At 67.1% G+C, this 24,621-nt stretch carries 17 protein-coding genes; 11 read left to right on the plus strand and 6 right to left on the minus strand.

All coding sequences use genetic code 11. The annotated features are described in order from the left end of the window. The first annotated feature begins 76 nt into the window (after positions 1-76). Both FKZ61_RS16445 and FKZ61_RS16450 read left to right on the plus strand, forming a co-directional pair. On the plus strand, positions 77-1,126 hold the full coding sequence (locus tag FKZ61_RS16445) for a LacI family DNA-binding transcriptional regulator (protein WP_141611225.1): 1,050 nt from the start codon (positions 77-79) through the stop codon (positions 1,124-1,126). A gap of 145 nt (positions 1,127-1,271) precedes the next feature. Beyond that, positions 1,272-4,769 (plus strand): ATP-binding protein, encoded by a 3,498-nt coding sequence (locus tag FKZ61_RS16450; RefSeq protein ID WP_141611226.1) that lies wholly within the window; start codon positions 1,272-1,274, stop codon positions 4,767-4,769. 15 nt (positions 4,770-4,784) lie between these two features. Here the strand turns inward: FKZ61_RS16450 and FKZ61_RS16455 are convergent, their stop codons facing one another. Beyond that, entirely contained in the window at positions 4,785-5,834 is a 1,050-nt protein-coding gene (locus tag FKZ61_RS16455; protein WP_141611227.1) for a LysM peptidoglycan-binding domain-containing protein, read from the minus strand. A gap of 219 nt (positions 5,835-6,053) precedes the next feature. Then, positions 6,054-7,460: an MBL fold metallo-hydrolase RNA specificity domain-containing protein gene (locus FKZ61_RS16460; RefSeq protein ID WP_141611228.1), complete on the minus strand. Its 1,407-nt coding sequence runs from the start codon at positions 7,458-7,460 to the stop codon at positions 6,054-6,056. 238 nt (positions 7,461-7,698) lie between these two features. On the opposite strand from FKZ61_RS16460, the gene FKZ61_RS16465 reads away from it, so the two are divergent. The 7 genes from FKZ61_RS16465 to FKZ61_RS16495 all read left to right on the plus strand — a co-directional run bounded on the left by FKZ61_RS16465 (position 7,699) and on the right by FKZ61_RS16495 (position 18,467). Further along, positions 7,699-8,334, plus strand: coding sequence for a hypothetical protein (locus tag FKZ61_RS16465; RefSeq protein ID WP_141611229.1), 636 nt, complete (start codon positions 7,699-7,701; stop codon positions 8,332-8,334). Positions 8,335-8,379: 45 nt separating this feature from the next. Then, entirely contained in the window at positions 8,380-10,095 is a 1,716-nt protein-coding gene (ade, locus tag FKZ61_RS16470) for an adenine deaminase (protein WP_141611230.1), read from the plus strand. Positions 10,096-10,340: 245 nt separating this feature from the next. Further along, positions 10,341-11,543 carry an amino acid aminotransferase gene (locus tag FKZ61_RS16475; RefSeq protein WP_141611231.1) on the plus strand — a complete coding sequence of 401 codons (1,203 nt, stop codon included), beginning with the start codon at positions 10,341-10,343 and terminating at the stop codon, positions 11,541-11,543. 199 nt (positions 11,544-11,742) lie between these two features. Continuing rightward, positions 11,743-12,426, plus strand: coding sequence for an ABC transporter ATP-binding protein (locus tag FKZ61_RS16480; protein ID WP_141611232.1), 684 nt, complete (start codon positions 11,743-11,745; stop codon positions 12,424-12,426). After that, positions 12,417-16,394, plus strand: coding sequence for an ABC transporter permease (locus FKZ61_RS24330; protein ID WP_141611233.1), 3,978 nt, complete (start codon positions 12,417-12,419; stop codon positions 16,392-16,394). The genes FKZ61_RS16480 and FKZ61_RS24330 overlap by 10 nt, the downstream gene beginning before the upstream one ends. Before the next feature lie 73 nt (positions 16,395-16,467). Further along, complete coding sequence (locus FKZ61_RS16490) at positions 16,468-17,640, plus strand: pyridoxal phosphate-dependent aminotransferase (RefSeq protein ID WP_229964289.1); 1,173 nt, start codon at positions 16,468-16,470, stop codon at positions 17,638-17,640. Positions 17,641-17,675: 35 nt separating this feature from the next. Beyond that, positions 17,676-18,467 (plus strand): sulfite exporter TauE/SafE family protein, encoded by a 792-nt coding sequence (locus FKZ61_RS16495; RefSeq protein ID WP_141611234.1) that lies wholly within the window; start codon positions 17,676-17,678, stop codon positions 18,465-18,467. A 116-nt stretch (positions 18,468-18,583) separates the two neighbouring features. Here the strand turns inward: FKZ61_RS16495 and FKZ61_RS16500 are convergent, their stop codons facing one another. Next, positions 18,584-18,976, minus strand: a complete 393-nt coding sequence (locus FKZ61_RS16500; RefSeq protein WP_141611235.1) for a PPOX class F420-dependent oxidoreductase — start codon at positions 18,974-18,976, stop codon at positions 18,584-18,586. A gap of 157 nt (positions 18,977-19,133) precedes the next feature. Here FKZ61_RS16500 and FKZ61_RS16505 point away from each other — a divergent pair, with 157 nt between their 5' ends. Beyond that, the gene (locus FKZ61_RS16505) at positions 19,134-20,402 is read left to right on the plus strand and encodes an MFS transporter (RefSeq protein ID WP_170199847.1); all 1,269 of its coding nucleotides are present in this window, start codon (positions 19,134-19,136) and stop codon (positions 20,400-20,402) included. 50 nt (positions 20,403-20,452) lie between these two features. Next, complete coding sequence (locus FKZ61_RS16510; protein WP_141611237.1) at positions 20,453-20,800, plus strand: MmcQ/YjbR family DNA-binding protein; 348 nt, start codon at positions 20,453-20,455, stop codon at positions 20,798-20,800. A gap of 65 nt (positions 20,801-20,865) precedes the next feature. Here the strand turns inward: FKZ61_RS16510 and FKZ61_RS16515 are convergent, their stop codons facing one another. Genes FKZ61_RS16515 through FKZ61_RS16525 form a run of 3 tightly spaced genes read right to left on the minus strand, consistent with a single transcriptional unit; the run spans position 20,866 to position 24,591 of the window. Beyond that, the gene (locus FKZ61_RS16515; protein WP_141611238.1) at positions 20,866-21,987 is read right to left on the minus strand and encodes a sensor histidine kinase; all 1,122 of its coding nucleotides are present in this window, start codon (positions 21,985-21,987) and stop codon (positions 20,866-20,868) included. Further along, complete coding sequence (locus FKZ61_RS16520; RefSeq protein ID WP_141611239.1) at positions 21,984-22,691, minus strand: response regulator transcription factor; 708 nt, start codon at positions 22,689-22,691, stop codon at positions 21,984-21,986. Before FKZ61_RS16520 ends, FKZ61_RS16515 begins: the two co-directional genes overlap by 4 nt. Before the next feature lie 19 nt (positions 22,692-22,710). After that, on the minus strand, positions 22,711-24,591 hold the full coding sequence (locus tag FKZ61_RS16525; protein ID WP_170199849.1) for an SH3 domain-containing protein: 1,881 nt from the start codon (positions 24,589-24,591) through the stop codon (positions 22,711-22,713). Positions 24,592-24,621: the final 30 nt, after the last annotated feature.

Genomic DNA, 24,621 nt, shown 5'->3' on the forward strand with positions numbered 1-24,621 from the left:
TCTCGCGCGATTGGGATGGGTCGGACGGTGTCGACCCCGGGCCATCCCAACCGCCGGCACCGCCAGGATCCTGACCATGACCAACCAGAAGCGCGTCACCATCGTCGAAGTCGCCCGCCGGGCGCGGGTGTCCGCCGGCACCGTCTCCAACGCCCTGACCGGTAAGCGACCGGTCTCCCCTGCTACCCGTGCCCGCATCCTGCGCGCCATCGAAGAGCTGGGCTACCAGCCCAACCTGCTGGCCCGGGGGCTGGTCAACCGCCGCAGCGGCACCCTGGGGGTGGTGGTCTCCGGCCTGGAGTACTACGGCCCATCCCGCACCCTGGTGGGCATTGAGCGGGAAGCCAACCAGTTGGGCTACTCTTTGATCCTGGACCTGCTTCACACGCCCGAGGCGGACAACGTGGAGCATGTGCTGGGCATCCTCACCTCCCGCCGGGTGGATGGCATCATCTGGGCGGTGCACGAGGTGGGGGAGAACCGGGCCTGGGTGAGCGAAGAACGCCTCCACCGGCTTCCGCCCATCATCTTTCTGACCATGGGCTTCCGCCCGGGGGTGGCCGTGGTCACGGCGGACAACCGCCGGGGCGCGTGCCTGGCCACCCGGCACCTGCTGGATGAAGGTCGCCGTCGCATCGGCCTGATCACCGGGCCCTTGAGCTGGTGGGAAGCCCGGGAACGGCAGGCCGGCTGGCAGGCCACCCTGGAAGAAGCCGGCCTCTCCCCCGATCCATCCCTGGTGGTGGAGGGCGACTGGAATGCCCCCAGCGGCGAAGCAGGGCTCCACCGCCTGTTGGAGCAGGTGCCCGATCTGGATGCCGTCTTTGTCAGCAATGACCAGATGGCCCTGGGCGTGCTGCGGGCGGCCCACCTGCTGGGGCGTCGAGTCCCGGAGGATCTGGCCGTGGTGGGCTACGATAACATCCCCCAGGCGCCCTACTTCTGGCCCCCTTTGACCAGCGTCCGCCAGCAGCTCATCCGCCTGGGCTCTGTGGCCGTGCGCGAGCTCCAGAAGATCATCGAGCGCCGGCAGGCAGGCCAGGAACCCGGCGAACCGGTGCAGATGGCCCTGGAGCCCGAGTTGATCATCCGGGAGAGCTCCCGGGCCGGGGCCGGCAGCGGTTGAGGGAGCGGCGCCCACAGCACCCTGTTTGGCGATCGGCTACTCCTTGGGTACAATAAGCCAGCATGGCCGTCCTGGTCCTCCGAAATGGAGCGCCCCATCAAGCCCCTGTTGAGTCCAGGTTGCTGGTTCATACCCGTTCAATTACATGCTTAACGCGCACCATGCTTCTGGCGCAGAGCCGACCAAACCGCTTCCCCACATTCAGATCTACACCTTCGGCACCCTGCGGGTGATCCGCAACGGCCAGCCGGTGGATGAAAGCGCCTGGCACACCCGCCAGGCCCGCCAGCTCCTGAAGATCCTCATCACCGAACGGCCACGGCCGGTGGCATCGGACCGGCTCATCGAGCTCCTCTGGCCTGCCAGCACCCCCCGGACTGCCGCCACCACCCTGCGCAGCGCCATCAACGCCCTGCGCAATGTCCTGGAACCGGAGCGACCCCACCGGGCACCGGCCCGCTACGTGGTCACCCAGAGCCCGGGCTATGCCTTTCGCCTGCAGCCTACCCTCTGGCTGGATGTGGAAGCCTTCGAGGCGGAGCTGGCCCTGGCCCGCACGGCCAGGGGGCAAGAGCGTCGCCGCCACCTGGCCGCCGCCGTGGACCTCTACACCGACGACTACCTGATGGAGGATCCCTACGCGGACTGGCTTCAAAATGAGCGGGAGCGGCTGCGGGAGCGCTACTTCAACGCCCTGCTCCAGCTGGCCGAGCTGGACGCCGCTGCCGGCGACTTTGCCAGCGCCATCAGCGCGTGCCGTCGCATCCTGGCCCGGGACGACGTGCGGGAGACGGCCTACCAGGCCCTCATGCGCTATCAGGCCCTGTCGGGCGACAGCGCCGGGGCCCTCCTCACCTTCGAGCGCTGCCGGACGGTCCTGGCCGAAGAGCTGGGTGCCGACCCCAGCCCCCTGACCCAACAGCTACATCAGCAGATCCTCAACGGCGAGATCCAGCCGGCACCGGCGCAACTGCAGGGGGCGGCGCTCCGGGCCAAAGAGGATACCACCGGGGAAGACCAGGGTCCGGCCCCGCTGCACCTGCCCCAGCACACCGTCTTCCCCCTCATGGATGAACACTTCACCGGCGTCTTCGTGGGCCGGGAGAAAGAGCGGACCCAACTGGAAAGCGGCCTGCAGGCTGCGCTGGCGGGAACCGGAGGCCTGTTCACCCTGGAAGGGGAAGCGGGAGTCGGCAAGACGCGCCTGGCCTGCCACCTCCTCCAGCAGGCTGTGGACGCCGGCGCCACGGTCCTCTCCGCCACCTGCCAGGCCCTGGAGCAACAGTTGCCCTTCGCTCCCCTGGCCGATGCCCTGGGCCGTTACTTGCACAGCCTGCCGGACACAGTCCTGCACGCCCTGCCCCCGGCCAGCCTGGCCCAGTTGGCCCAGCTCATCCCCAGCCTGCAGGACCGACTGCCGGAACTGCCCACCCGCGGCGGCGATACCACCATCGGCGCCGATGAAAATCGCCAGCGCCTGGTGGACGGCATCGTCAACTTCCTGGCCTCCCTGGCCCGCCTGCGCCCCCTGGTCCTCTTCCTGGATGACCTGCACTGGGCCGACTATGATACCCTGGCCGTCCTCAGCCGCCTCTCCCAGCGGGTGGACCAGCTGCCCTTGCTGGTGTTGCTGGCCTACCGGACCGATGACCTGGCCGAGAACGAGGCCCTGATCACCCTGCTCCACGCGTTGCGCCGCACCCGCCCCAACCGGCTTCTTCCCCTCACGGGGCTCAGCCTGGAACAGGTCCGGCGGATGGTGTACATGTTGACCGGCGCGGAGGAACCGAGGAGCACCGCCCTGGCCGACTGGCTCTACGCGGCCACCCAGGGCAATGCCCTCTTTGTCACCGAGGCGCTGCGGGATCTGATGGAGCGATTTCCAGGACAGCCGACAGAGGAAAGAACCTGGCGGGTGTTGGTGGAGAACTGGAGCCAGGAGTATGAACAGCTCCTCTCCCTGCGCCGCAATCAGCGCATCCAGGAGCTGATCCTGGAGCGCATCCAGCGGCTACCCCCGGCCGCGCGGGAGGTGCTGCAACTGGCTGCAGCCATCGGTCGGGATTTCAGCGTGGAACTATTGGAGGCGGCGGCCCCCCAGGATCCCATGGCAGGCCTGGCCACCCTGTTGGAGCGGCGCTTCCTGCTGGAACAGCCGGACGCACGTCTGGATTTCAGCCACGCGGTGGTGCGCCAGGTGGCCTACGATAACCTGAATGCACTCCAGCGCCGGCGTCTCCACCGGCAGATCGCCGAGGCCCTGGTCTCCCTGCAGCGGGCCGAGGAGAATCCCCGGGAGACCGCCTTCCACTTCAGCCAGGCCGGCCCCACGGCCCGGCAGGAATTTGCCTACTACAGTGTGCTGGCCGGGGAACGGCTGGCTCGAACCTTCGGCTTTCGCCAGGCCATCGAACATTTCGACCAGGCCCTGGACGTGCTGGCCGGCCAGCCGGACGCCGCTCCGGAGCTGGTGCAACGGGCGCTCCAGGGGCGGGGCCTGGCCTACGAAAGCCTGCTGGATGCCGAGGGGGTGCTGGACACCTACCGGCGGCTCCAGGCCTGGGCCAATCAACGGGGGGACCGGGATCTGCTCCTGGCCGCCCACAGCCGCCTCACCACCCTGTTGGCCCTGTTGGGCCAGCAGCGGGAGAGCAACCAGCTCCTGAGCGAGCTCATGGAGACGCTCACCGCATCGGAGCATCCGGTGGTGCGTTCCCAGACCATTGCCGATCTATTGGCCCGGCGACGGCTGATCTACAGCCCAGACACGCCCGACGATGGCGCCACCTGGGCCCGTTACACTCCGCCGCCCCCAGTCCCCGGCGACCCGGTGGCCGAGATCCTGGCTCTGTTGGCGCCTTTCCACGCCGTCCTGCCTCTTTTCGACTACGGCTGGACGTTGCTGGTCCAGGGGCAGTTGCCGGAGGCGACCCGCTGCCTGGAGGCGGTGGTCTCCCTGGCCCGAGAGACCGGCCAGCTGTGGATCGCCAGCACCGCCTACCATCAACTGGCGGCCATTGCCCGGCTCCAGGGGGACCTGGAGCGGAGCTATGCCTTCAACGAGCAGAGCATGGCCCTCAATCAGATGGTGCCCGGCGTGGCGTCTGAGCTGGCCAGCATGTGGCCCCGCATCGCCAGCGCCTTTCTCTCCCTGCGGACTGGCCGTCTGGACGAGGCGGAGCGGCGCCTCCAGCGGGTGGTGGACTTTCTGGCCCAGCGGCCCGGCTTCGAGAATTACCGGAACAGCGCCTTCATCGGTCTGGGACTGGTGGCCCTGGAGCGGGGAGAGCACCGGGACGCCCGGGAGTGGCTGGAAAAGGCCCTGGCCGACCCGGTGAACCTCTACCCGTACACCCACGTGCGCGCGCTCATGGGGTTGGCCCGGCTGGCCCATTTGGAGGGCCAGCCCGCGGCCCGGGATGTCTGGCTGCGGCGGGCGTTGCGCTTCGCCGGGCGCCGCAGCCTGCTGGAAGAGTATGTGGACGTGGTGTTGACCCTGGCCGATCTGCGGCCCCCCGGCGCCCCCGTGGAGCAGCTTCTGCGGGAGATGCTCAGCTACGTGGGCTCCCTGGGGTTGGACGCCATGGCCCAGAAGTTACGTCAGGCTTATCAGGCGCACAAGACCTCTGCCATCCAGCCCTGAGGCTTCCCCCCGAGGTCAGCGGCGAGCTTCCCAGTGGACCCGGATGGTGGCCTCGTTGCTCTCCTCGAAATAGTCCACCTGCACCTTGTGGTAGCCGCCCTGGAGCTGGATGTCCGCCTGGTACTCGGTGGCCGGCTGGATGTGCCACCCGTCGATGATGAGCTGGCCATCCACAAAGACCCGCACGCCGTCATCCGCGGTGGCGAAGAAGCGGTAGGTGCCCGGCGGGAAGAAGGCGATGCGCTCCCACTTCACGCTGAAGTAGTTCTCTGGCAGGCCCTCGCCCGGGCTTCCCGTACCCCAGTAGAAGCGAATCTCTGGATCTTCCCGCTCGAAGGCCACTTCCTCGAAGTATTTGCCCCGATAGTAGACCCCATGCCAGGGAGTTTCCTTGGGTGGGGGCCCCTGCATCGGCTTTTCCGGCGGCCGCTTCATCTCTGGCCGGTCTGGACGTGCGTCCATGGGCGGCATGGAATCCATTGGCCTGTCCATGGGCTTCTTCATGGGGGGATCCATGGGCGGCATGGTCTCCATAGGCATACCCATGGGAGGGGGCTTCATGGGCATGGCCTGCACCGGACCGCCTGTGCCACCCATGGGCGGCTTCATCTCCCCTTTGCCCCGACCAGGGATGCACAGCTTCTGGCCGCTGTAGATCTGGTTGAGGTTGTAGATGCCGTTGGCCCTGGCCAGATCGTAGGGGTCGATTCCGTAGTAGGCTGCGATGGCCGAGAGGGTTTGATTGCGGCGGACGGTGTGGTAGTCGACACACTTCTGGCCCATGTCCATGTCGTCATGCCACGCACCGGGGATGACCAGGACCTGGCCTGTGTAGATGTGGTTGGGGTTGCGGAGGCCATTGGCCTGCATGAGCGCGCCCACGGAAACATCAAACCAGAGGGCGATCTCGGACAGGGTATCGCCCGGTCGGACCGTGTAGTGTCTGACTTCGTCACGGCCGGCCAGGGCTGCACCGGGCCAGGCCACCATCAACAGCGCGAGGGCCAGCGCGATGGAAGCGAGGCCGCGCCGCCATCGTCTTCCGGCACGGTCGGTTTTACCCATCAGGGACTCCTTTCGTCAGAGGGCTTTCATCTTTGACTCGGCTGTAGCAACGCCATGTGGCTCAAAATGAAAGTGCAAAGAAAGTGCAAAGGTCGTCATAGCTGACTTCTGGGTGTTCTACGGGATCAGGACGTGGGGCGGTTCAAAAAGATACGCCCACCTGAAAGGGGGCGCATCTCGCTGGCGTCATAAATTGGATAAATGGGGCTGGGGATCGGGCTAAAACTGGAAAGTCTGCCCACGGCTGGGGACATGGACCTGGGCGCTGTGCTCTGCCCGCAGATGTTCGGCCAGGGTGTTGGCGGCTTCGGGCTCGCCGTGGACGACGAGGATCTCCTGGAGCCGCTGGCGGTCAAACGAGCCGGCCCAACGCAGCAGGCCGGCCTGGTCGGCGTGGGCGCTGTAGCCGTCGATGGATTCCACCCGCGCCCGCACTTCGTACTCTTCCCCGAAGATGCGCACCCGCTTGTGGCCATCCTTGAGGCGGCGGCCCAGGGTGTGTTGGGCCATGAAGCTGACCAGCAGGATCGTGTTCTGGGGGTATTCGATGTTGTTCTTGAGGTGGTGGAGGATGCGCCCGCTCTCGGCCATGCCGCTGGCGCTGATGATGATGGCCGGCCCCACCAGGTTGTTGAGCTGTTTGCTGCGGCGCACATCCCGCACATACTCCAACCCATGGAAGTCGAAGGGGCTGCGGCGTTGATCTTCCACCAGGAATTCTTGGACGGTGGGATTCCACGCCTCCGGGTGCATGCGGAAGACGTCGGTGGCGTTCACAGCCAGGGGGCTGTCCACGAAGATCGGCAGCTCTGGGATTTCCCCCTGGGCGTCCAGGTAGTTGAGGGCGTAGACGATCTCCTGGGTGCGGCCCACCGCGAAGGCGGGGATGATGACTTTGCCCTGGCGCCGGGCGGTATCGTTCACCACCCGGCGTAGCTTCTTCCGGGCCGACTCGTAGCTATCGTGGAGGCGGTCTCCATAGGTGCTCTCCATGATGAGGATGTCGGCCTCCTTCAGCAGCTCGGGCGGGTTGAGGATGGCGCTCTCTGCCCGGCCGATGTCCCCGCTGAAGACCAGCCGCCAGCGCTTGCCCGTCTGGTGCTCCCGGATATCCAGCGCCACATGGGCCGCGCCCAGGATGTGTCCGGCGTTGTGGAAGGTGAGCTCAACCCCATCCGCCACGATGACCGGCCGGTGCAGGCCCACGCCGATGAACTGATCCAGGCAGCGCTGGGCGTCCTGGCGGGTGTAGATGGGCTCCACCGGCGGCTCACCCCGGCGCGCCCGGCGCTTGTTCAGGTAGAGCACATCCTGTTCCTGGATGTGGCCGCTGTCCAGGAGCATGTAGGTGCTCAGGTTGCGGGTGGCAGCCGTGCACCAGATGTTGCCCCGGAAACCCTGTTTGACCAGGTTGGGGATGTTCCCCGAGTGGTCGATGTGGGCGTGGCTGAGGATGAGGGTGTCGATGGAGGCCGGGTCGAAGGGGAAGTTCAGGTTGCGCTGGTAGGTGTCCGCGCGGCGCCCCTGGAAAAGGCCACATTCTAGCAGGATGCGGTGGCCGTTGACTTCCAGCAGGTGGAGGGAGCCGGTGACTTCCTGGGCCGCGCCGTGGATGGTGATCTGCATGGTCATTCCTTTGGCAAAAGGTTTGGGCCGGCAAGAACGGATCCGTCGGTCTTCATTGTATGTCCATTGACACAATTGTTCAACCTGGGTTGCTGTTCACCCCCTCACCCTCAGCCCCTTTCCCCGGCAGGGAGTCGGACATGACAAGCCGGGGAGAGATGGGGTACACTTAGCCAGGAGGAAGTTTCGTGGCTGTGGGGTCATTTGGCGTCAGGAATCATCGAAGGTGAAGCATTCCATGAAAATCATCTTTGCAGCCGGTTTCAGCGCGCTGGCGGTGCTGGTAGCCGGGCTTTTTTCGGCCCTGATGATGCGCCCCGGCCTCCACGTCATGGGCGTGCTCCTGCCCCGTCAGGTCTGGCTGGTGGAGCATGCCTGGATCTGGCGCCTGGGTTGGTGGCTGTGGCTGCTGGCCCTGTTCAGCTGGATGCTCCTGTTGGTGGCCCTGATCTGGGGCTACATCCCGGCCCATCGCATCGCCACCATGCTCCAGTCCGGCCTGATCCTGCTGGCCGCCGCGCTGACCATCGCCGGCGTGGCCTTTTGGATGCAGGGCCTGCCCTGGGCGGCGAACCAGCAAAACGCCTATGAGCTGGTGCTGCTGGTGGATACCCTGGCCCTGGGGCTCATGGGCGCGGGGCTCTTCATGGGTGGTGCGGTCACCCTCTGGCTGGCTGTGGACCTGATGCGCCAGCCCACTCTGCCTGGGTGGTGGATGGCCCCGGCCGTGGTGGCAGGCCTCAGCGCCCTGCCCAGTCCGTTCCTCCTGCCCCGGGGTGCCCACCTGATCCTGGCCGGGGTGGCCTGGCTGTTCTGGTGTCTGCTGCTGGCCACCCGGCGTCAGCTGCCCAGCGCTTTCAGTGAATGGCGCTGATGGCGCTATAATGGGCGGAAATTTGGAGCGAGGAGGCATCCTGGCATGAGCTCCCCTGAATTGCTGGCCGTGGCCCGGGGGGATCGGCCCGCTGAGCTGGTCCTGCGCAACGGCCGCCTGATCAACGTCTTCAACGGCACCATCGAAGCGGGCGATCTGGCCCTGCACAATGGGCGCATCGCCGGCATCGGCCGGGAGTACACCGGCACCCAGGAGGTGGACCTCCAGGGCGCTCTGGTGGCGCCCGGGCTGATCGACGCCCACGTCCACATCGAGAGCAGCCTCTGCATTCCGGCCCAGTTCGCCGCGGCCGTCCTGCCCCGGGGCGTCACCACCGTGGTGGCGGATCCCCATGAGATCGCCAACGTGGCCGGCGCGGCCGGCATCCGCTACATGGCCCGCAGCAGCCGCGCCATTCCCCTGCGGGTGGTCCTCATGGCGCCCTCCTGCGTGCCGGCCACCCACATGGAGACCAGCGGCGCGACCCTGAACGCCGACGACCTGGCCGAGCTGCTGGCCGCGGGCACCGTCTACGGCCTGGCCGAGGTGATGAACTTCCCCGGCGTGGTCCACGGCGATGTGGGCGTGCTGGCCAAGATCAGCGCCTTCAACCGCCGGCCGCGGGATGGCCACGCGCCCGGCCTGCGGGGGCAGGCCCTGAACGCCTATGTCGCGGCCGGCATCGGCAGCGAACACGAGTGTACCACCGTAGAGGAGGCGTCCGAAAAGCTGGCCCGGGGGCTCTACATCCTCATCCGGGAAGCGACCAACGCCCACAACCTCCACGCCCTCTTGCCCCTGGTCACGCCGGCCAACAGCCGCCGCATCTGCTTCTGCACCGACGACCGCATGCCGGCGGACCTGCTCCAGCAGGGCAGCATCGACCACATGGTGCGGGAGGCCATCGCCTTCGGCCTGGATCCCATCACTGTGCTGCGGATGGCCACCCTGAACCCGGCCGAATGGTTTGGCCTGCACGACCGGGGCGCCATCGCGCCCGGGCGCCTGGCGGACCTGGTGATCTTTGACGACCTGCACGACTTCCGCCCCCGTCAGGTCTACGCGGGGGGGCAGCTCGTGGCCGAGGCAGGACAGTTGGTGCCGGACCTGAACCTGGAGACGCCGACCCTCCCCGAGAGCGTAGGGGCCACGGTGAACGTGGAGTGGTCCGCCGTGCGTTTTGGCATCCCGGCCCGGGGCGAACAGGTCCGGGTGATTGGAGCCATCGCAAACCAGCTGGTCACCGAGGAGCGCATCCTGCCTGTGACCGTGGAGGAGGGGCACGCGGTGGCCGACCCATCCCGGGATCTGCTCAAGATCGCGGTGATCGAGCGCCATCACGCGTCCGGCAACATGGGCCTGGGCTTCATCCAGGGCATGGGCCTGCAGCGGGGGGCCATTGCCGGCACCGTGGCCCACGACCACCACAACCTGATCGTGATCGGTGCAGATGACCGGTCCATGATGGCGGCGGCCCGGGCGGTGGCTGGCCTGGGGGGCGGGCTGGCGGTGGTGGAAGGGGAGACGGTGGTGGCTTCCCTGCCCCTGCCGGTGGCCGGGCTCATGAGCGACCGCCCGGTGGCGGAAGTCCGGGTCGCCTACGACCGCCTGCTGGAGGCCGCGGCCGCGCGCGGGGCCTCCCTGCACGACCCCTTCATGGCCATGAGCTTCATGGGGCTGGAGGTGATCCCCAAGCTGAAGCTCACCGATCAGGGCCTGGTGGATGTGGAGAAGTTCGACTTCGTCGATCTGTTTGTTTAACCGATTGCTGGCTCTGCTGCAACAAGGTTTAGGACGCTGACCCACGCAGATGAACGCTGATTCGGGTGATTCTCTCCTGCGCTTCTTTGCGCCTTTGCACCCTTGCGCCTTTGCGTTCAAAAATACCCTTTTTGCAGGGGAGTCATTGCTGGCGCTGTTGCAACAATGTCAGACAGCAGGCAAAAATCGTCTGTGCCCATCTGTGAAATCTGTGGATCCAAATGACAGCGAGGATACGGAATCCCATGTTCGAAAAGATTGTTCCCGCGCCGCCCGACGCCATCCTGGGGCTGACGGAGGCGTACAAGGCCGATCCCAACCCAAACAAGATCAACCTGGGCGTGGGCGTCTACAAGGACGCCAACGGCCATACGCCCATCTTGCAGGCGGTCAAACGGGCCGAGGAGCGCATCCTGGCCCAGGAAACCAGCAAGACCTACCTGGGCATTGATGGCTCGCCGGCCTATGCCGCGGCCACCCGGGCATTGCTCTTTGGCCCCGAACACGAGGTGATCGCCAGCGGGCGTGCTGTCACCGCCCAGGCGCCTGGAGGAACCGGCGCGCTGCGGGTGGCTGCGGATTTCCTCGCCCGTACCCAACCGGGGACCACTGTCTGGCTCAGCACCCCTACCTGGCCCAATCATCCCAACATCTTCCGGGCAGCGGGGCTGGAGGTGGCCAGCTACCCGTACTTCGACAGCCGCACCAACGACGTGGCCTTTGAGGCCATGCTGGAGACCCTCCGCACCATCCCGGCCGGCGACGTGCTGGTGCTTCACGCCTGCTGCCACAATCCCACCGGCGTGGACCTGTCGTCCGCCCAGTGGGCCCAGGTGGCCGAGGTGGTGGCGGAGCGGGGCATCCTCCCGCTGCTGGACTTCGCCTACCAGGGGTTTGCCCAGGGGCTGACGGAGGACGCGGCCGGGGTGTTGGCCCTGACCCGGCCCGGGCAGGAGCTGCTCATCGCCAATTCTTATTCCAAGAATTTTGGCCTCTACAGCGAGCGGGTCGGCGCGCTCACCCTGGTGGCGGCCACGCCGGACGCGGCCCAGGCGGCCCTCAGCCACGTGAAGCAGGTGATCCGGGCCAACTACTCCAACCCGCCGGCCCACGGCGCGGCCATCGTCACCACCGTGTTGAACGACGCCGAGCTACGCCGCCTGTGGGAGGCAGAGGTAGCCGCCATGCGGGAGCGCATCAACACCATGCGCCACCTCTTCGTGGAGACGCTGAACGAGAAGGGCGTTCAGACCGACTTCAGCTTCATCGCCCGGCAGCGGGGCATGTTCTCCTTCTCGGGCCTGACGCCAGAGCAGGTCAAAGCGCTGCGGGAGCGCTACTCCATCTACATTGTGGGCTCGGGGCGAATCAACGTGGCCGGCATGACGGAAGCCAACATGGACTACCTCTGTAGCGCCATTGCTGACGTGCTGGCCACGGTCGCGTAAGCGGCCGGCGCGGGCCGCGGCGGAACACCAGTAAATCCCGGCAGAAATTCGCCGCCAGGTTCCACCAGCGGTAGTGCCGTTGAATCTCTGCTGTGGTATTTACACCGGACTGGACCAGGGGGCGGATGGCGGGGAACGGACGACGGGGCTTTGCGCGCCGTCACCTCCGCCGTTCGTCGCTGCCCGAACAGGAGTATCCATGATGGCCACCATTGTAGAAGCCCGGCAGGTGCACAAGACCTACCACACGGGCCGGGTGACGGTGCATGCCCTGCGTGGGGTGGATCTGACCATCCAGGCGGGGGAGATGGTGGCCATCATGGGGCCGTCCGGCTGTGGCAAGACCACCTTGCTGAACTGTCTCTCGGGGCTGGACAGCTTTGACAGCGGCGAGGTGCGCATCGAGGGGGAGCTGTTGCGGCGCATGAGCGACAGGGTCCGCACCGACTATCGGGCCCGGCGCATGGGCTTTGTCTTCCAGAGCTTCAACCTGTTACCGGTGATCACCGCCCTGGAGAACGTGGAACTGCCCCTGCTGGTCAGCGGGGTTCGACCCCGGGAAGCCCGACTGCGGGCCCTGGCCGTGCTGGAGCAGGTGGGGCTGGCAGACTGGGTAGACCACCGGCCGGCCGAGCTGTCTGGCGGCCAGCGGCAGCGGGTAGCTCTGGCCCGGGCCCTGGTGAACGAGCCGGCCATCGTCTGGGCGGATGAGCCCACGGGCAATCTGGACGCAGCCACGTCGGCGGACGTGCTGGCCCTCATGCAGCGGCTCAACCAGGAGCGGGGACAGACCTTCGTCATCGTCACCCACGATCCCCAGGTCAGTGCCCGCTGTGACCGCATTGTCTCCATGCGAGATGGACAGATCATTCCGTGCATATAACTACCACTGTGGCCAACGGCGTTGCCATCGCCCTGGCTCTTGTTTTGACAGGCGTAGGGATCGCCGGCCTGCGCCGCCCCATCGTGGTGAAGTTAGGCCTGCGCAATATCCCCCGCCGGCCCGCCCAGTCCCTGCTCATCGTCCTGGGGCTGACCCTGAGCACCGTCATCATCGTCAGCGCCCTGAGCATCGGCGATACCCTCAGCAATTCTATCCAGCGTCACGCAGTGGAGGCCTACGGCCAGATTGACCAGGTGATCGCCCCCGCCTTCCTCTCCGACCTGGTTGCCCTGGTCGACGAGGATACCGTCGCAGAGGATAGCCAGACCCTTCAGCTCCTGGACCGGCTGGCCCAGGGCGACCTGGCCAGCGTGTTCACCCTCCTGGAGGACGGCCTCCCCGGCATCCCCATGGAGCGTTACACCGCCCTGCGGACGCTGGCCGCGGAGGAGCCCCTCATCGACGGCGTGGCCGCCTCCATCGTCTTCCCCACCATCGTCCGCAACGTGAATACCGGCCAGGGTGAACCCCTGGGCTTCATCTTCGCCGTGGATGGCGCCTACGACGCGGATTTTGGCCTCCACAGCGTGGATGGCCGCCCGGTGCGCATGGCCGAGCTCCAGCCCGGCGTGGGTAACATCTTCGTGGCGGCGGCCGACCTCTTTACCGCCGTCCAGGGTGTGGTCCGGCAGACGGGCGCGACCCTGGGGATGGAGGATCTGGGGGTACTCCAGGCGGCCACGACCGTGGCCGCGGTGGGCGCCCTGCTCACTGCCGAAGAGGGACCCACCCTCACCCTGCGAGAGTTGCAGCTGGATGTGGCCACCCTGCGCAACCTGGGCTTCGACACCTCCCGGCTGGAGGAGCGGGGCATCCAGGTGCTCAGCCTGGAGAGCCTGGGCCTGGGCGACGAGGAACTGGCCCGCCTGGGCATCGATCCGGACGCCCCCATCACCCTGCCCACCCTCCAGACCCTGGGGCTGGACCTGCCCGACCCGGCCACCGCCACCGCCAACCTGTTGGGCGGGATCAACCTGAACACCCTGGGCCGGGACCTGGATCAGGTGCTGGCCCGCTATGGCCTGCAACTGCGCCAGGGGGAGGTCTATCTGAATCGCCTGGGCGCCCAGCAACTGGATGCCCGGCCCGGCGATCTGCTGGAAATTTTCATCGGTCCCATCCCCGTCCCCTACCGGGTGCGGGCCATCGTGGAGGAATCCGGCCCGCTGGGCGCGCTGACGCCGGTGGTGATGATGGATGTGGCCGAGGCCCAGCGGCTCCTCTTCATGCCGGGGCGGGTGAATGCCATCCTGGTCTCCAACCAGGGCGACCAGCTGGCCGGCGTCCAGCATACGGATGCGGTCAACGAGCGACTGCGGGCCTTTTCCCTGAACGAGACCCAGTTGCACCGGGTGGAGGCCATCCTGCAACGGGACGAGGTGGCCGCCCTCATCCGGCGGGAAGCGCCTTCCGCCCAGAACCCGGTGGTGGAAGCAGACGAGGCCCCCCGCTTTTTGCAGGATCTCCTGGAGGGGATCTTCGGCGTGCAGGGCTTCCAGGAGCAGGTGCAGGCGCTGGCCGCCGCGCTGGCCGCAGAGGCGCCCGGGCGCGAAGCGGCCCTGCGCGCCGCGCTGGCCAATTCCGCTGTGCGGGCATGGCTGCTGGATTTGCCCCTGCCCCGGGACGCCGCGGCGGAGCTGCGCAGCGCGTTCCAGGAGCTGGACGACTTCCTGGTCCTCACGCCCCTCAGCAAGCAGTTTGCCCTTCAGGGGGCGGATATCGCCGGGCTGGCCTTTGGTTCCATGTTCACCGTGTTTGGCGCCTTTTCCATCCTGGCCGGGGTGCTGCTCATCTTTCTCATTTTTGTCATGCTGGCCGCAGAACGCCGCAGCGAGCTGGGCATCGCCCGGGCCGTGGGCATGCAGCGGGGCCACCTGGTTCAGATGTTTGTCAGCGAGGGGCTGGCCTACGACCTGGCGGCGGCCCTGGTGGGCCTGGGGCTGGGGCTGCTGGTCTCCTATGCCATGGTTGGATTCTTGGGCGGCCTCTTTCAGGTGATCGGCCAGCAGCTGGACCAACAGGCCCTCTCCTTCCGGCTCTACTGGTCCGTGGCGCCTCCTTCCCTGGTCATTGCCTACTGCGGCGGCGTCCTGCTCACCTTTGGCGTGGTGACCATCGCCTCGTGGCGGGTGAGCCGCCTGAACATCGTGGCCGCCATCCGGGGCCTGCCCGACACCGGCGCCAACGGCCCGACCCGCCTGGCACTGCTGGGGCGTACCCTGAGCGGGCCGGGGCTACTGCTTCTGGGCGCGTTTGTCCTGCTTCGCTGGTGGGAGCAGGGGCAGACGGTGGTCCTGGTGGGACTGAGCCTGCTCCTGGTGGGCGGCTGCCTGGCTGTGGGCTGGCTTCTGGAGGGGACCCGCCTGCGCGCCCGGGTGCGGGAACGGCTGGTCTACTCGGCCATGGGGCTGGGCCTGCTGGCCTGTTGGGCCATCCCGTGGGCCACCCTGGGCGACACCCAATCGGTGCTTTTCCGCCAGAACCCGGCCTTCCTGCTCCTCTCCTTCATCCTGAGTGGCCCCCTGGTGATCGCGGGGGCCATCCTGGTGGTCATGTTCAACGCGGACAGCCTGGCCGGGCTGGGCGTCCGCTGGCTGGGCGGCCTGGGGCCCCTGGCACCGGTGCTCAAGACGGCCATCGCCTATCCCCTCCACCATCGCTTCCGCACCGGCGTGGCCATGCTCCTCTTCGCCATGGTCATCACCACCGTCACCGTCATGAGCGTGGTCATCCGGGCCACGGAGATCGTCTCCACGCTCGACGTCCGGAGCACCGCCGGCTTCGACATCGAGTTGTCGCCTGGGCTGCTGAGCTTCTTCAAGCCCGTGACCGATCTGGCCGCGGAGATGGCGGCCCGGCCCGACTTCCCCCGGGAGCTGGTGGCAGAGGCGGGGGCTGTGGCCCGGCTGAGCGTGGAGGCCCGTCAGCAGACGCCCCAGCCGGGGGACTGGCGTCCGGTGGGGCTGACGGGCGTCGACGGGGGCTATGCCCGGCAGGCTGCCGGCGTCTACCCCTTCCTGGCGCGGGCAGCCGAGTACCCGGACGACGCCGCTGTGTGGGCTGCCCTGGCCACCCGGGATGATGTGGCGGTGGTGGCGCCCTGGCGGGTGGAGGGGGCCTTTGCCCCCCGCGAGGAGGCCGAGTTCGAGGGGCGGCGGGGCTTCTTCCGGTTGCAGGGCTTCACGGTGGCGGAAGGCAGCAGCCTGCCCCCGGTGACCATCCAGGTGCGGACTGTCGCCGGGGCGGCGGTGGTGACCCGCACCCTGCAGGTGATCGGCGTGCTGGCGCCCGGCGAGACCCTGGCCGAGGGCAGCATCCAGGTCAACCGGGCGGTGCTGGATGCCCTCAACGGCGAACCCGTCCAGCCGGAGCGTTTTTACATCCGGGTGACGCCGGGCGTGGATGTGGCCGAGGCGGCCCGGGCCCTGGAGCGGGCCATGCTCAACAGCGGTTTCAACGCCACCTCCCTGGCGGAACGCTTCGCCGCGGGCCAGGCCATCGTGCGGGGCATCCTGCGCCTGTTCCAGGGCTTCCTGGCTCTGGGGCTGGTGGTGGGCATCGCCGGGCTGGGGGTGATCACCAGCCGGACAGTGGTGGAGCGGCGCCAGCAGGTGGGGGTGTTGCGGGCTATCGGCTACCAGCGGAGCACGGTGGCCCTCCTCTTCGTGTTGGAGGCCAGTTTCATCGCGCTCACGGGTCTGGCCGTGGGTGCGGTCACCGGTGTGGTGCTGGGCGACAAGATGTTCGGCCAGTTCTACACCCTGGCCACGGATCGGCTCTTTCCCATGCCCTGGCTGCAGATCGGCGGCATGCTGGCCCTGGCCTACTTTGCCTCCCTGCTGGCGGCCATCCTGCCCGCCTGGCAGGCTTCCCGTATTTTCCCCGCCGAGGCCCTGCGCTACGAATAAACGGCCCAGTGCTGGTATACTTGTCTTTTGAACTCTTTTTGCCTTTGGGTCAACCAGTCAAAGCGAGCGAACCATGAAAGAGCTATCCCAGCGACTGCAGAGTGTGCCGGCCTCACCCACCACCATGATGATGCAGAAGGGCCGGGAGCTGAAGGCCGCCGGCCACGACGTGATCAACCTGGCCGGGGGCGAGCCGGATTTTGCCACCCCGCCCCACATTGTGGAGGCGGCGTTCCGGGCCATCCAGGCCGAGGATACCCATTACCCGCCTGCCTTTGGCACGCCGGAGCTGTTGGAGGCCATCGTGGCCAAGCTCCAGCGGGAGAACAACGTCCACCACATCACCCCCAGCCAGATCCTGGTGACGCCTGGCGGCAAGTGGGCCATTTTCGCCGGCCTGGCAGCGGTCCTCAACCCCGGCGACGAGGTGCTGCTGTTGGATCCGTCGTGGGTGAGCTATGCGCCCATGGTGGAGCTGAACGGCGGGGTGCCGGTGCGGGTGCCCTTGCCCAGCGCGGAGAACTTCACCGTGAGCGAGGAGCTGTTGCGCCGCTACATCACCCCCCGCACCAAGCTGATCATGGTCAACAGTCCCAACAACCCCACCGGCCGGGTGTTGAGCCGCCCCGAAATCGACGCCCTGGTCAAGGTGGCCGTGGAGCACGACCTCTACGTCCTGAGCGACGAGATCTACGAGCACATCCTTTACGACGGCGCGGTCCACTACAGCCTGGCAGCGGAGCCGGGCATGGCCGAGCGCACCCTGATCGTCAACGGCTTCAGCAAGGCCTATGCCATGACCGGCTGGCGCCTGGGCTGGCTGGCCGGTCCCCAGCCGGTCATGCGCCTGGCTCGTACCCTCCAGACCCAGAGTGTGACCTCCGCGGCCAGCTTCACCATGGCCGCGGGCGTGGCCGCGCTCAACGGCCCCCAGGATTGTGTCCGGGAGATGACCGCCGCGTACGCGGCACGGCGCCGCTTCATGTTGGACGCGCTGGCTGAGATCCCGGGCATCGAATGCCCACCCATCGAGGGCGCCTTCTACATCTTCCCCAAGTTCACCCACACCCAGAAGAACAGCCTGGAGATCGCCAACCTGCTCCTGGAGAAGGCCCTCATCGCCACCACCCCTGGCATCGCCTTCGGGCCGGCGGGGGAGGGCCACGTGCGCTTCAGCATCGCCACCCGCATGGAAGATCTGGAGCGCACGGTGGAGCGGCTGGCCAGGGTTGTGCCGGAGCTCTAACATCCCCATCCACCTGACTGAAAGTGTCCTGACCTATGCACATCGCCTGGTACAACTACATCTTTGCCATTCTGGCCGGCATCCTGGCCGGCATCATCAACACCCTGGCCGGAAGCGGCTCCGCGGTGACCCTGCCCATGCTGGACCTGTTGGGGCTGTCCGCCCCGGTGGCCAATGCCACCAACCGGGTTGGGGTGCTCATCCAGAATATCGTGGGCATCGCCACCTTCCAGCGCAGCGGCCGCATGAACCTGAGCGGGGGCCTCTGGCTCACCATCCCGGCCATGTTGGGCTCGGTGGTGGGGGCCTACGTGGCGACCCTGCTGGACAAGGAGCAGATGGAGCTGGCCATCGGCGTGATGATGGTGATCGTCCTCATCACCATCTTCCTCAACCCCAGCAAATGGCTGCGCCAGCATTCGGAGGTGAAGGAGGGGCGGCCAGGGTGGGGCACCCTGGGGTTGTTTTTCCTCATCGGCATCTACGGTGGGTTCATCCAGGCGGGCGTGGGGGTCTTCCTGCTCACGGCCATGGTGCTGGGCGCGGGTTATAGCCTGGTCCACGCCAACGCCATCAAACTCATGATCGTGCTGGCCCTGACCGTGGTGGCCATGGTGGTCTTCATGCTGTCGCCGGTGCGCATCGACTGGGGGATTGGCCTGCTGATGGCCGTGGGGCAGAGCATCGGCGCCTGGGCAGCAGCCCGCTTTGCCGTGCGGGTGCCCAACGCCAACGTGTGGGTGCGCCGGCTGCTGATCGTGGTGGTGATCTACTCCATCCTCAAGTTCTTTGGCCTGTTGGACCTGTTGCTGGCCCAGCTTGGGTGACCCAAGAAAGGACCGTCGGGTTCACCCGACGGTCCTTGTTGCCCTGTCTCTTGTCCTGGGGGGGCAGGGGCCAGCGTAACAGGCCGGCATCCCTGCGCATCCACCTGCTTCCTGGGCTAGCCCATGGTCCAAACCCGCTGGGGCTCGATCTTGTAGATGACCCGGATCTCGGTCTCCGGAATGGGGCCGTAATCCTTCCCCGTGTATTTTTGGGAAAGCTTGTCGATGTGGGCCCGGGCGCCCTCCTCGGTGATTTCCACCACCCGCCCCTGGATGCCGAGGTATCGGTAGGGGTTGTCGGGGTCCTGGATGCTCAACGCCACCTGGGGATGGGCCCGCAGGTTGCGGTCCTTTTTGCGTCCCTTGGCGCTGTTGATCAGCACGTACTGGCCGTCGTAGTCCACCCAAACAGGGGTGACCTGGGGCATGCACTGGTCATCCACCGTAGCCACGTGGGCAAAAGCTCGCTTCTGCAGGATGTCTACGTGGGATTGGGGAATGGTTGCCATGGTTGCCTCCCTGGAATGATTGAATGCCATGATCGAGTGTGGTGATTGAGATGAGTTTTACTGGAATGAGACACTTTAGCATAGACCAGATCCTGCGATTCGCACAGGAAGATGGCTCCCATTTTCACCGATGCCTATCCCCAGAAAGTCCAACGTCATGAATGCGACCCCGGTACCCCGTCGCCTGCGCCTGCGCCTCACGGGCACCCTGTTTGCGGCCCAGAGCCTGAACACGGCCGCCCAGATTGCGCCCATCGTGCTGGTGCCCATCATTGCTGCGCAACTGGGAGGCAGCGATAGCCTGGCCGGGCTGCCCTCCACGGTGCTCCTGCTGGGCAGGGCGCTGGCCGCGTATCCCCTGGGCTGGCTGATGGATCGGCTGGGACGACGGCCGGGCCTGGCCCTGGGCTTCCTGCTGGGCGTCCTGGGAGCCCTGGTCAGCCTCTGGGCCATCGGCGTGGGATCCTTTGTGGGCTTTTGCCTGGGAGCCGGCCTCAGCGGCATGAGCCGGGGCGCCACCGAGCAGGCCCGCTTCGCCGCCGCGGAGGTGGAGCCGCCCGAGCGCCGGGCCAAGGCCATCGGCCTCATCGTCTTCGCCGGGACCGTGGGCGCGGTGGCCGGCCCGCTGCTGGCGCCGCCCTCCGTCCAGTGGGCCTCCCGCCTGGGTCTGGACCCCCAGACCGGCCCCTTTGCGGCCGCGGCTCTGTTGACCGGGCTGGCCTTTCTCCTCATTCTCCTGCTGTTGCGGCCTGATCCCATGCACCTGGGGCGCCTGTACCCCGGCGCCGACGCCGATGGGGCCGCTCCCTCGGGGGATGGGGCGGACAGCCGTGCCCCCTGGCGCACCATCCTCCGTCGGGACGGTGTACGCCTGGCCCTGGTGGCCATGGTGGTGGGCCAGCTGGTGATGACCCTGATCATGGTGATCACGCCCCTGCACATGAAGTACCACCACCACGGCACCGAAGCCATTTCCTGGGTGATCATGGCCCACACGTTGGGGATGTTTGGGCTTTCCGGGCTGACAGGCTGGCTGGTGGATCGCTTCGGAGCGGTGACCATGGTGGTGGCCGGCGCCGGCATCCTGGCCCTCTCAGGCGTGACGACACCCCTTTCGTCTGGCATGGCCTGGCTGGCCATGGCCCTCTTTCTGTTGGGGCTGGGCTGGAATTTCTGTTTCATCGCCGGTTCGTCCCTGCTTTCCGACTCCCTGGCCGTGGAGGAGCGGGGGCGGGTGCAGGGCCTGGCGGAGACGTTGGTGGCTGTGGCGTCGGGCCTGGGCAGCCTGGGCACCGGCCTCCTCTTCGCCTGGAGCGCCATGGTGGGCGTCAGCGTGTTGGGGACAGGCTTCTCCCTGCTGCTGATCGCCCTGGCCCTCTGGTGGGGGCGTTCCCGGCCGGCGCCCGCCGCCCAGCCCGGCCTGTAGCCTGTAGAGACGCACGTCCGTGCGTCCTACAGGCAGAGGAGGATACCCTGATGGAGTTCGAACAATTGCGCGCTTATCTGATGGCCAAAGCTGGGGCGACGGAGGAGCAGCCCTTCGGGCCGGATGTCCTGGTCTACAAGGTGATGGGCAAGATCTTTGCCCTGCTCTTCTGGCGGGAGGAGCCCCTGCGTCTGAACCTCAAGTGTGATCCACTGGAGGCGTTGGCCCTTCGCCAGCAGTATGCAGCCGTGCTGCCGGGTTATCACATGAACAAGCGCCACTGGAATACCCTGGTGCTGGACGGCACCCTTCCTGAAGCGGAAGTGTGGGGACAGATCGACCAGTCCTATGCCCTGGTGGTTCAGGGGCTTACCCGGGCCCAGCGGCGACAGTTGTAAATCCCGGCAGAAATTCGCCGGGCGTTTCCACCAGAGGGAATGTCGCCGAATTCCTGCCGTGGTATTTACGCCAGACTGGACCAGGATTCTGACGGGCGCGAGGAACTGCGGGGAAAGATGGCCCGGAAGGTGCTGCCCTGGCCCTGGCCTGGGCTGTGGGCAGAGACCCGTCCGCCGTGGGCTTCCACCAGGGCGCGGACGATGGCCAGACCCAGCCCGGTGCCGCCGCTGTCCCGGTCCCGGGCCTGGCTGGTACGGTAGAAGCGGTCGAAGACGTGGGGCAGATGGCCGGGCTCGATGCCGTCGCCTGTGTCCGCCACGGTGAGACTGGCCTCGTCCCCGGTGGCCTCCACCGTCACGGTGATGGTACCGCCGGCAGGAGTGTGGCGCAGGGCGTTGCTCAGCAGGTTCTGGCAGATCTGCATCAGCCGCGCCCCATCGCCGTTCACCATCACCGGATGGCCGGGCAGCCGGGTGTCCAGGTGGATCCCTTCCAGCTCGGCCACCGGCTCCAGCAGCTCCACCGCGGCCTGGACCACCTCGTTGAGGTCCACGGGCCGGCGGTCCAGGGGCAGTTGGCGGGCTTCCGCCTGGGCCAGCTCGTGGAGGTCGTTGACCAGCCGGCTGAGGTGGCGGGTCTGGTCATAGAGGCGGGCGACTTCGCTTTTGTCCAGGGTGTAGACATCGTCCAGGATGGCCCGCAGGTTGCTCTGGAGCACGGTCAGGGGCGTGCGCAGCTCGTGGGCCACGTCCGCCAGCAGGTTCTGGCGCTGGCGCTCGGCGCTCTCCAGCGCGGCGGCCATGGCGTTGAAAGATTGGGCCAGGGTACGCAGTTCCTGGCTGCCCCGCTCAGCCACCCGATAGGAGAAACGGCCGGTGCTGATGGCCTGGGTGCCCTCGGCCAGTTCTTCCAGTGGGGCCGTCAGCCGGCGACTCATCCACACCCCGGCGGCGATGCCCAGGGTGCTCCCCACCGCGATGGTGATGAGCAGGCCCCGATTGCGGTAATGCAAGAAGAGTGCCCGCCGGGCCTGGGCCTGTTCGGTGTCTGGCGGGGGGGGCGGTATGGCGGGGGCCGGCCGCAGCAGGTAGCCCAAAAAGGCCAGGCCCAGGCTGGCCAGGATGACCACGCCGCTAAAGGCCAGGCTGAACTGAAACCACAGGCGGTGGATGGGGAGTCGCTTCATGGCAGCTCGGCCAGCCGGTAGCCCACCCCGTAGACCGTCTGGATGTAGGTGGGGTGGCGAGAGTCGTCGCCGATCTTGCGGCGCAGATTCTTGATGTGGGTGTCCAGGGTGCGCTCGATGCTTTCGTAGTTGTAGCCCAGCGCCTTCTCGATGAGCTCCGTGCGGGTAAAGACGTAGCCTGGATTCTGCATGAGGGTCTGGAGCAGGCTGAACTCGGTGCGGGTGAGCTCCACGGGCTGCCCGCCCACCGTCACTTCCCGGCGGCCCGGGTCCATGCGCAGGTCGCCCACCTGCAGGACGGTGGGCGACGGGGCCGTGTTTGCGGTGCGGGCGTTCCGGCGCAGCAGGGCCCGCACCCGGGCCAGCACCTCCCGGGGGTTGAAGGGCTTGGTGATGTAGTCGTCCGCGCCCAACTCCAGCCCGATGATCTTGTCCGCATCCTCCACCCGGGCCGTCAGCATGATGATGGGCATGTTGGCCAGCACCCGGTCCCGGCGGATCAGGCGGGTGAGCTGCCAGCCATCCTGTTGGGGCAACATCAGGTCCAGCAGCAGGAGGTCCGGCTGCTGGCTGTGGAGGAGGTGCCAGGCCTGGGCGCCGTCGTAGGCCGCGTGGACCTGGTAGCCGGCCTGTTCCAGGTAGCCCCGTAACACCCGCACGATTTCCCGGTCGTCATCCACAATCAAAATTTGTTGTGCATTCATGGCCGTTCAGCGGATTTTCTCACGGCCCCCAGTCTACCATCTGCTCGCCGGTAAAGCTGTATTCCAGGGGCACGTCGATGGGCAAGGGACGCTGGTTGCTGCCGTCGGCCTCCATGACCCAGAGGCGCCAGGCGCCGGCGTTGTTCCCCTCGTCCCGGTTGCTCAGGAAAACGATGTGTTGCCCGTCCGGGCTCCAGGCCGGCGCCACATTGCTGGGCAGGGCATCCACCAGCACGGTGGCCGGGCGGGTCAGGGCCACCAGGTCGGCTCCGTCCGGATTGACGGAGAAGATCTCCCAGTGGCTGGCTTCCCGCCGCTGGAAGAGGATGCGCCCGCCGTTGGGCTGCCAGTCTGGATCTTGATAGTACTGGATGTGGATGTCAAAGGCAACCAGCTGGCTGGTTGCGGAGGGCGCATCCTGGGTGATCTGGATGCCCGAGTCGGACTCGTAGACAATGCCCGCCTGGTTCCAGTCTGGATTGCGGGCCGAGAGCAGGGACGGGATGTCCCGGTACTCCTGGCCGTTCACGTCCACCCGGCTGAGTACCCAGTTGCGCTGGGTCACCAGGGGGAAGTCGCTGAGGGCCTCGTCATCGGACAGGCAGATTCGCTCGTTGATCTGGCGGCAACGGTCCCCTTCCACGCCCCGGCTGAAGACGATGTAGCGTCCGTCCGGGCTCCAGCTGGGCGAGCGCAGACCGAAGCCGCTGACATAGATACGTCGCTCGTTCTGGCCGTCGATGTCGATGAGGTAGAGCCCGGCCTCACCTCCCTCCCGGGTGAAGGCCACCGTCTGCCCATCCGGGCTGATGGTCGGATCGATGCCGGTGGTCAGGGGCCACAGGGCACCGCTGGCAAAGTCGTAGACGTAGATCTGTTCGCCCAGCCGATTCTGGAAGACCAGCTTGCCGCTCAGCCCACCCGTGGCGGCCGATGTGCTGGCGGTTGATGGCGTTGCGGTTGGTGAGGCGGCCAATGTGGTGGCCTGACCTGACGAAGCCGCCGCCGAAATTGTGGCCGAAGTCGACGCCGTGCTCACCTGGGCGGAGACCGGCAGCCGTTCCCACGGCTGGCTCAGGGCCATGAACTCCCGGCTCACCCAGCCGAAGCCATCCGCCACGCTAGGCACCCCGAGCTGGATCCAGTCGCCGTCCGCATCCCGGGCCAGGGCCACGTAGACCTCGCCGGGATGGGCCTTGGCGATGATCGGATAGGTGAGGCCTGGGCCGGCCCGCACGTTCAGCCGGCTGTCGGTGAGGGTCACCGTGGCGGTGACCACCGGGGAAGCATCCGTTGCGGCGGGGACCGCTTCCGGCGTGGCGACCGGCGCTACCACGGTAGGCGTGGCGATCGGCGCGGTGCTGGTGACCACGGGGGCAGGGGGTTGGACAGTGGCGTCGGCGGTGGCCCCGTTTTCCGGCTGGGCCGGGTTGCCCGGCCGGGCCCGTCGGTTTCCGGCAGCCGGGCGATCCTCCTGGGTCGGCGTCGCTGCCAGGGTCCCATCTTCGTTGAAGACCGGCCACCCGGTCACACCGAAGGCGATCACGCCAGAGGTCGGCACCCAGCCGACCATGCCCTCCGAGGTCTGGACCCGGAGCCATTCTCCGTCCGCCGTGCGGCCCAGGCCGGAGAGCAGCGTACCCGCTTCCAGGGAGATCCCCTGGGGCTGGCCGGGGGTGTCTGCCAGGACGACGCCCTGGGCACCCGCCACCGCCACCCGGGCGCCCACGGTTCCGGACTCCCTGGTAGTTTCCTGGGGAGTGGGGCTTTGGCCCCAGAGCACCCCATACGGGGCCAGGGCCAACAGGGCGATCCACGGCAGGGCCAGGACCAGGCGTATCCTCCCGGTCCTCCCCTGCCGGGTCCGGCTCCATCGGCTTGGAACAGATTGATTCGTCATGAAAATTCCTCTTGCCTGCATGATGATATG

Source organism: Litorilinea aerophila (assembly GCF_006569185.2).
Taxonomy (GTDB): domain Bacteria; phylum Chloroflexota; class Anaerolineae; order Caldilineales; family Caldilineaceae; genus Litorilinea; species Litorilinea aerophila.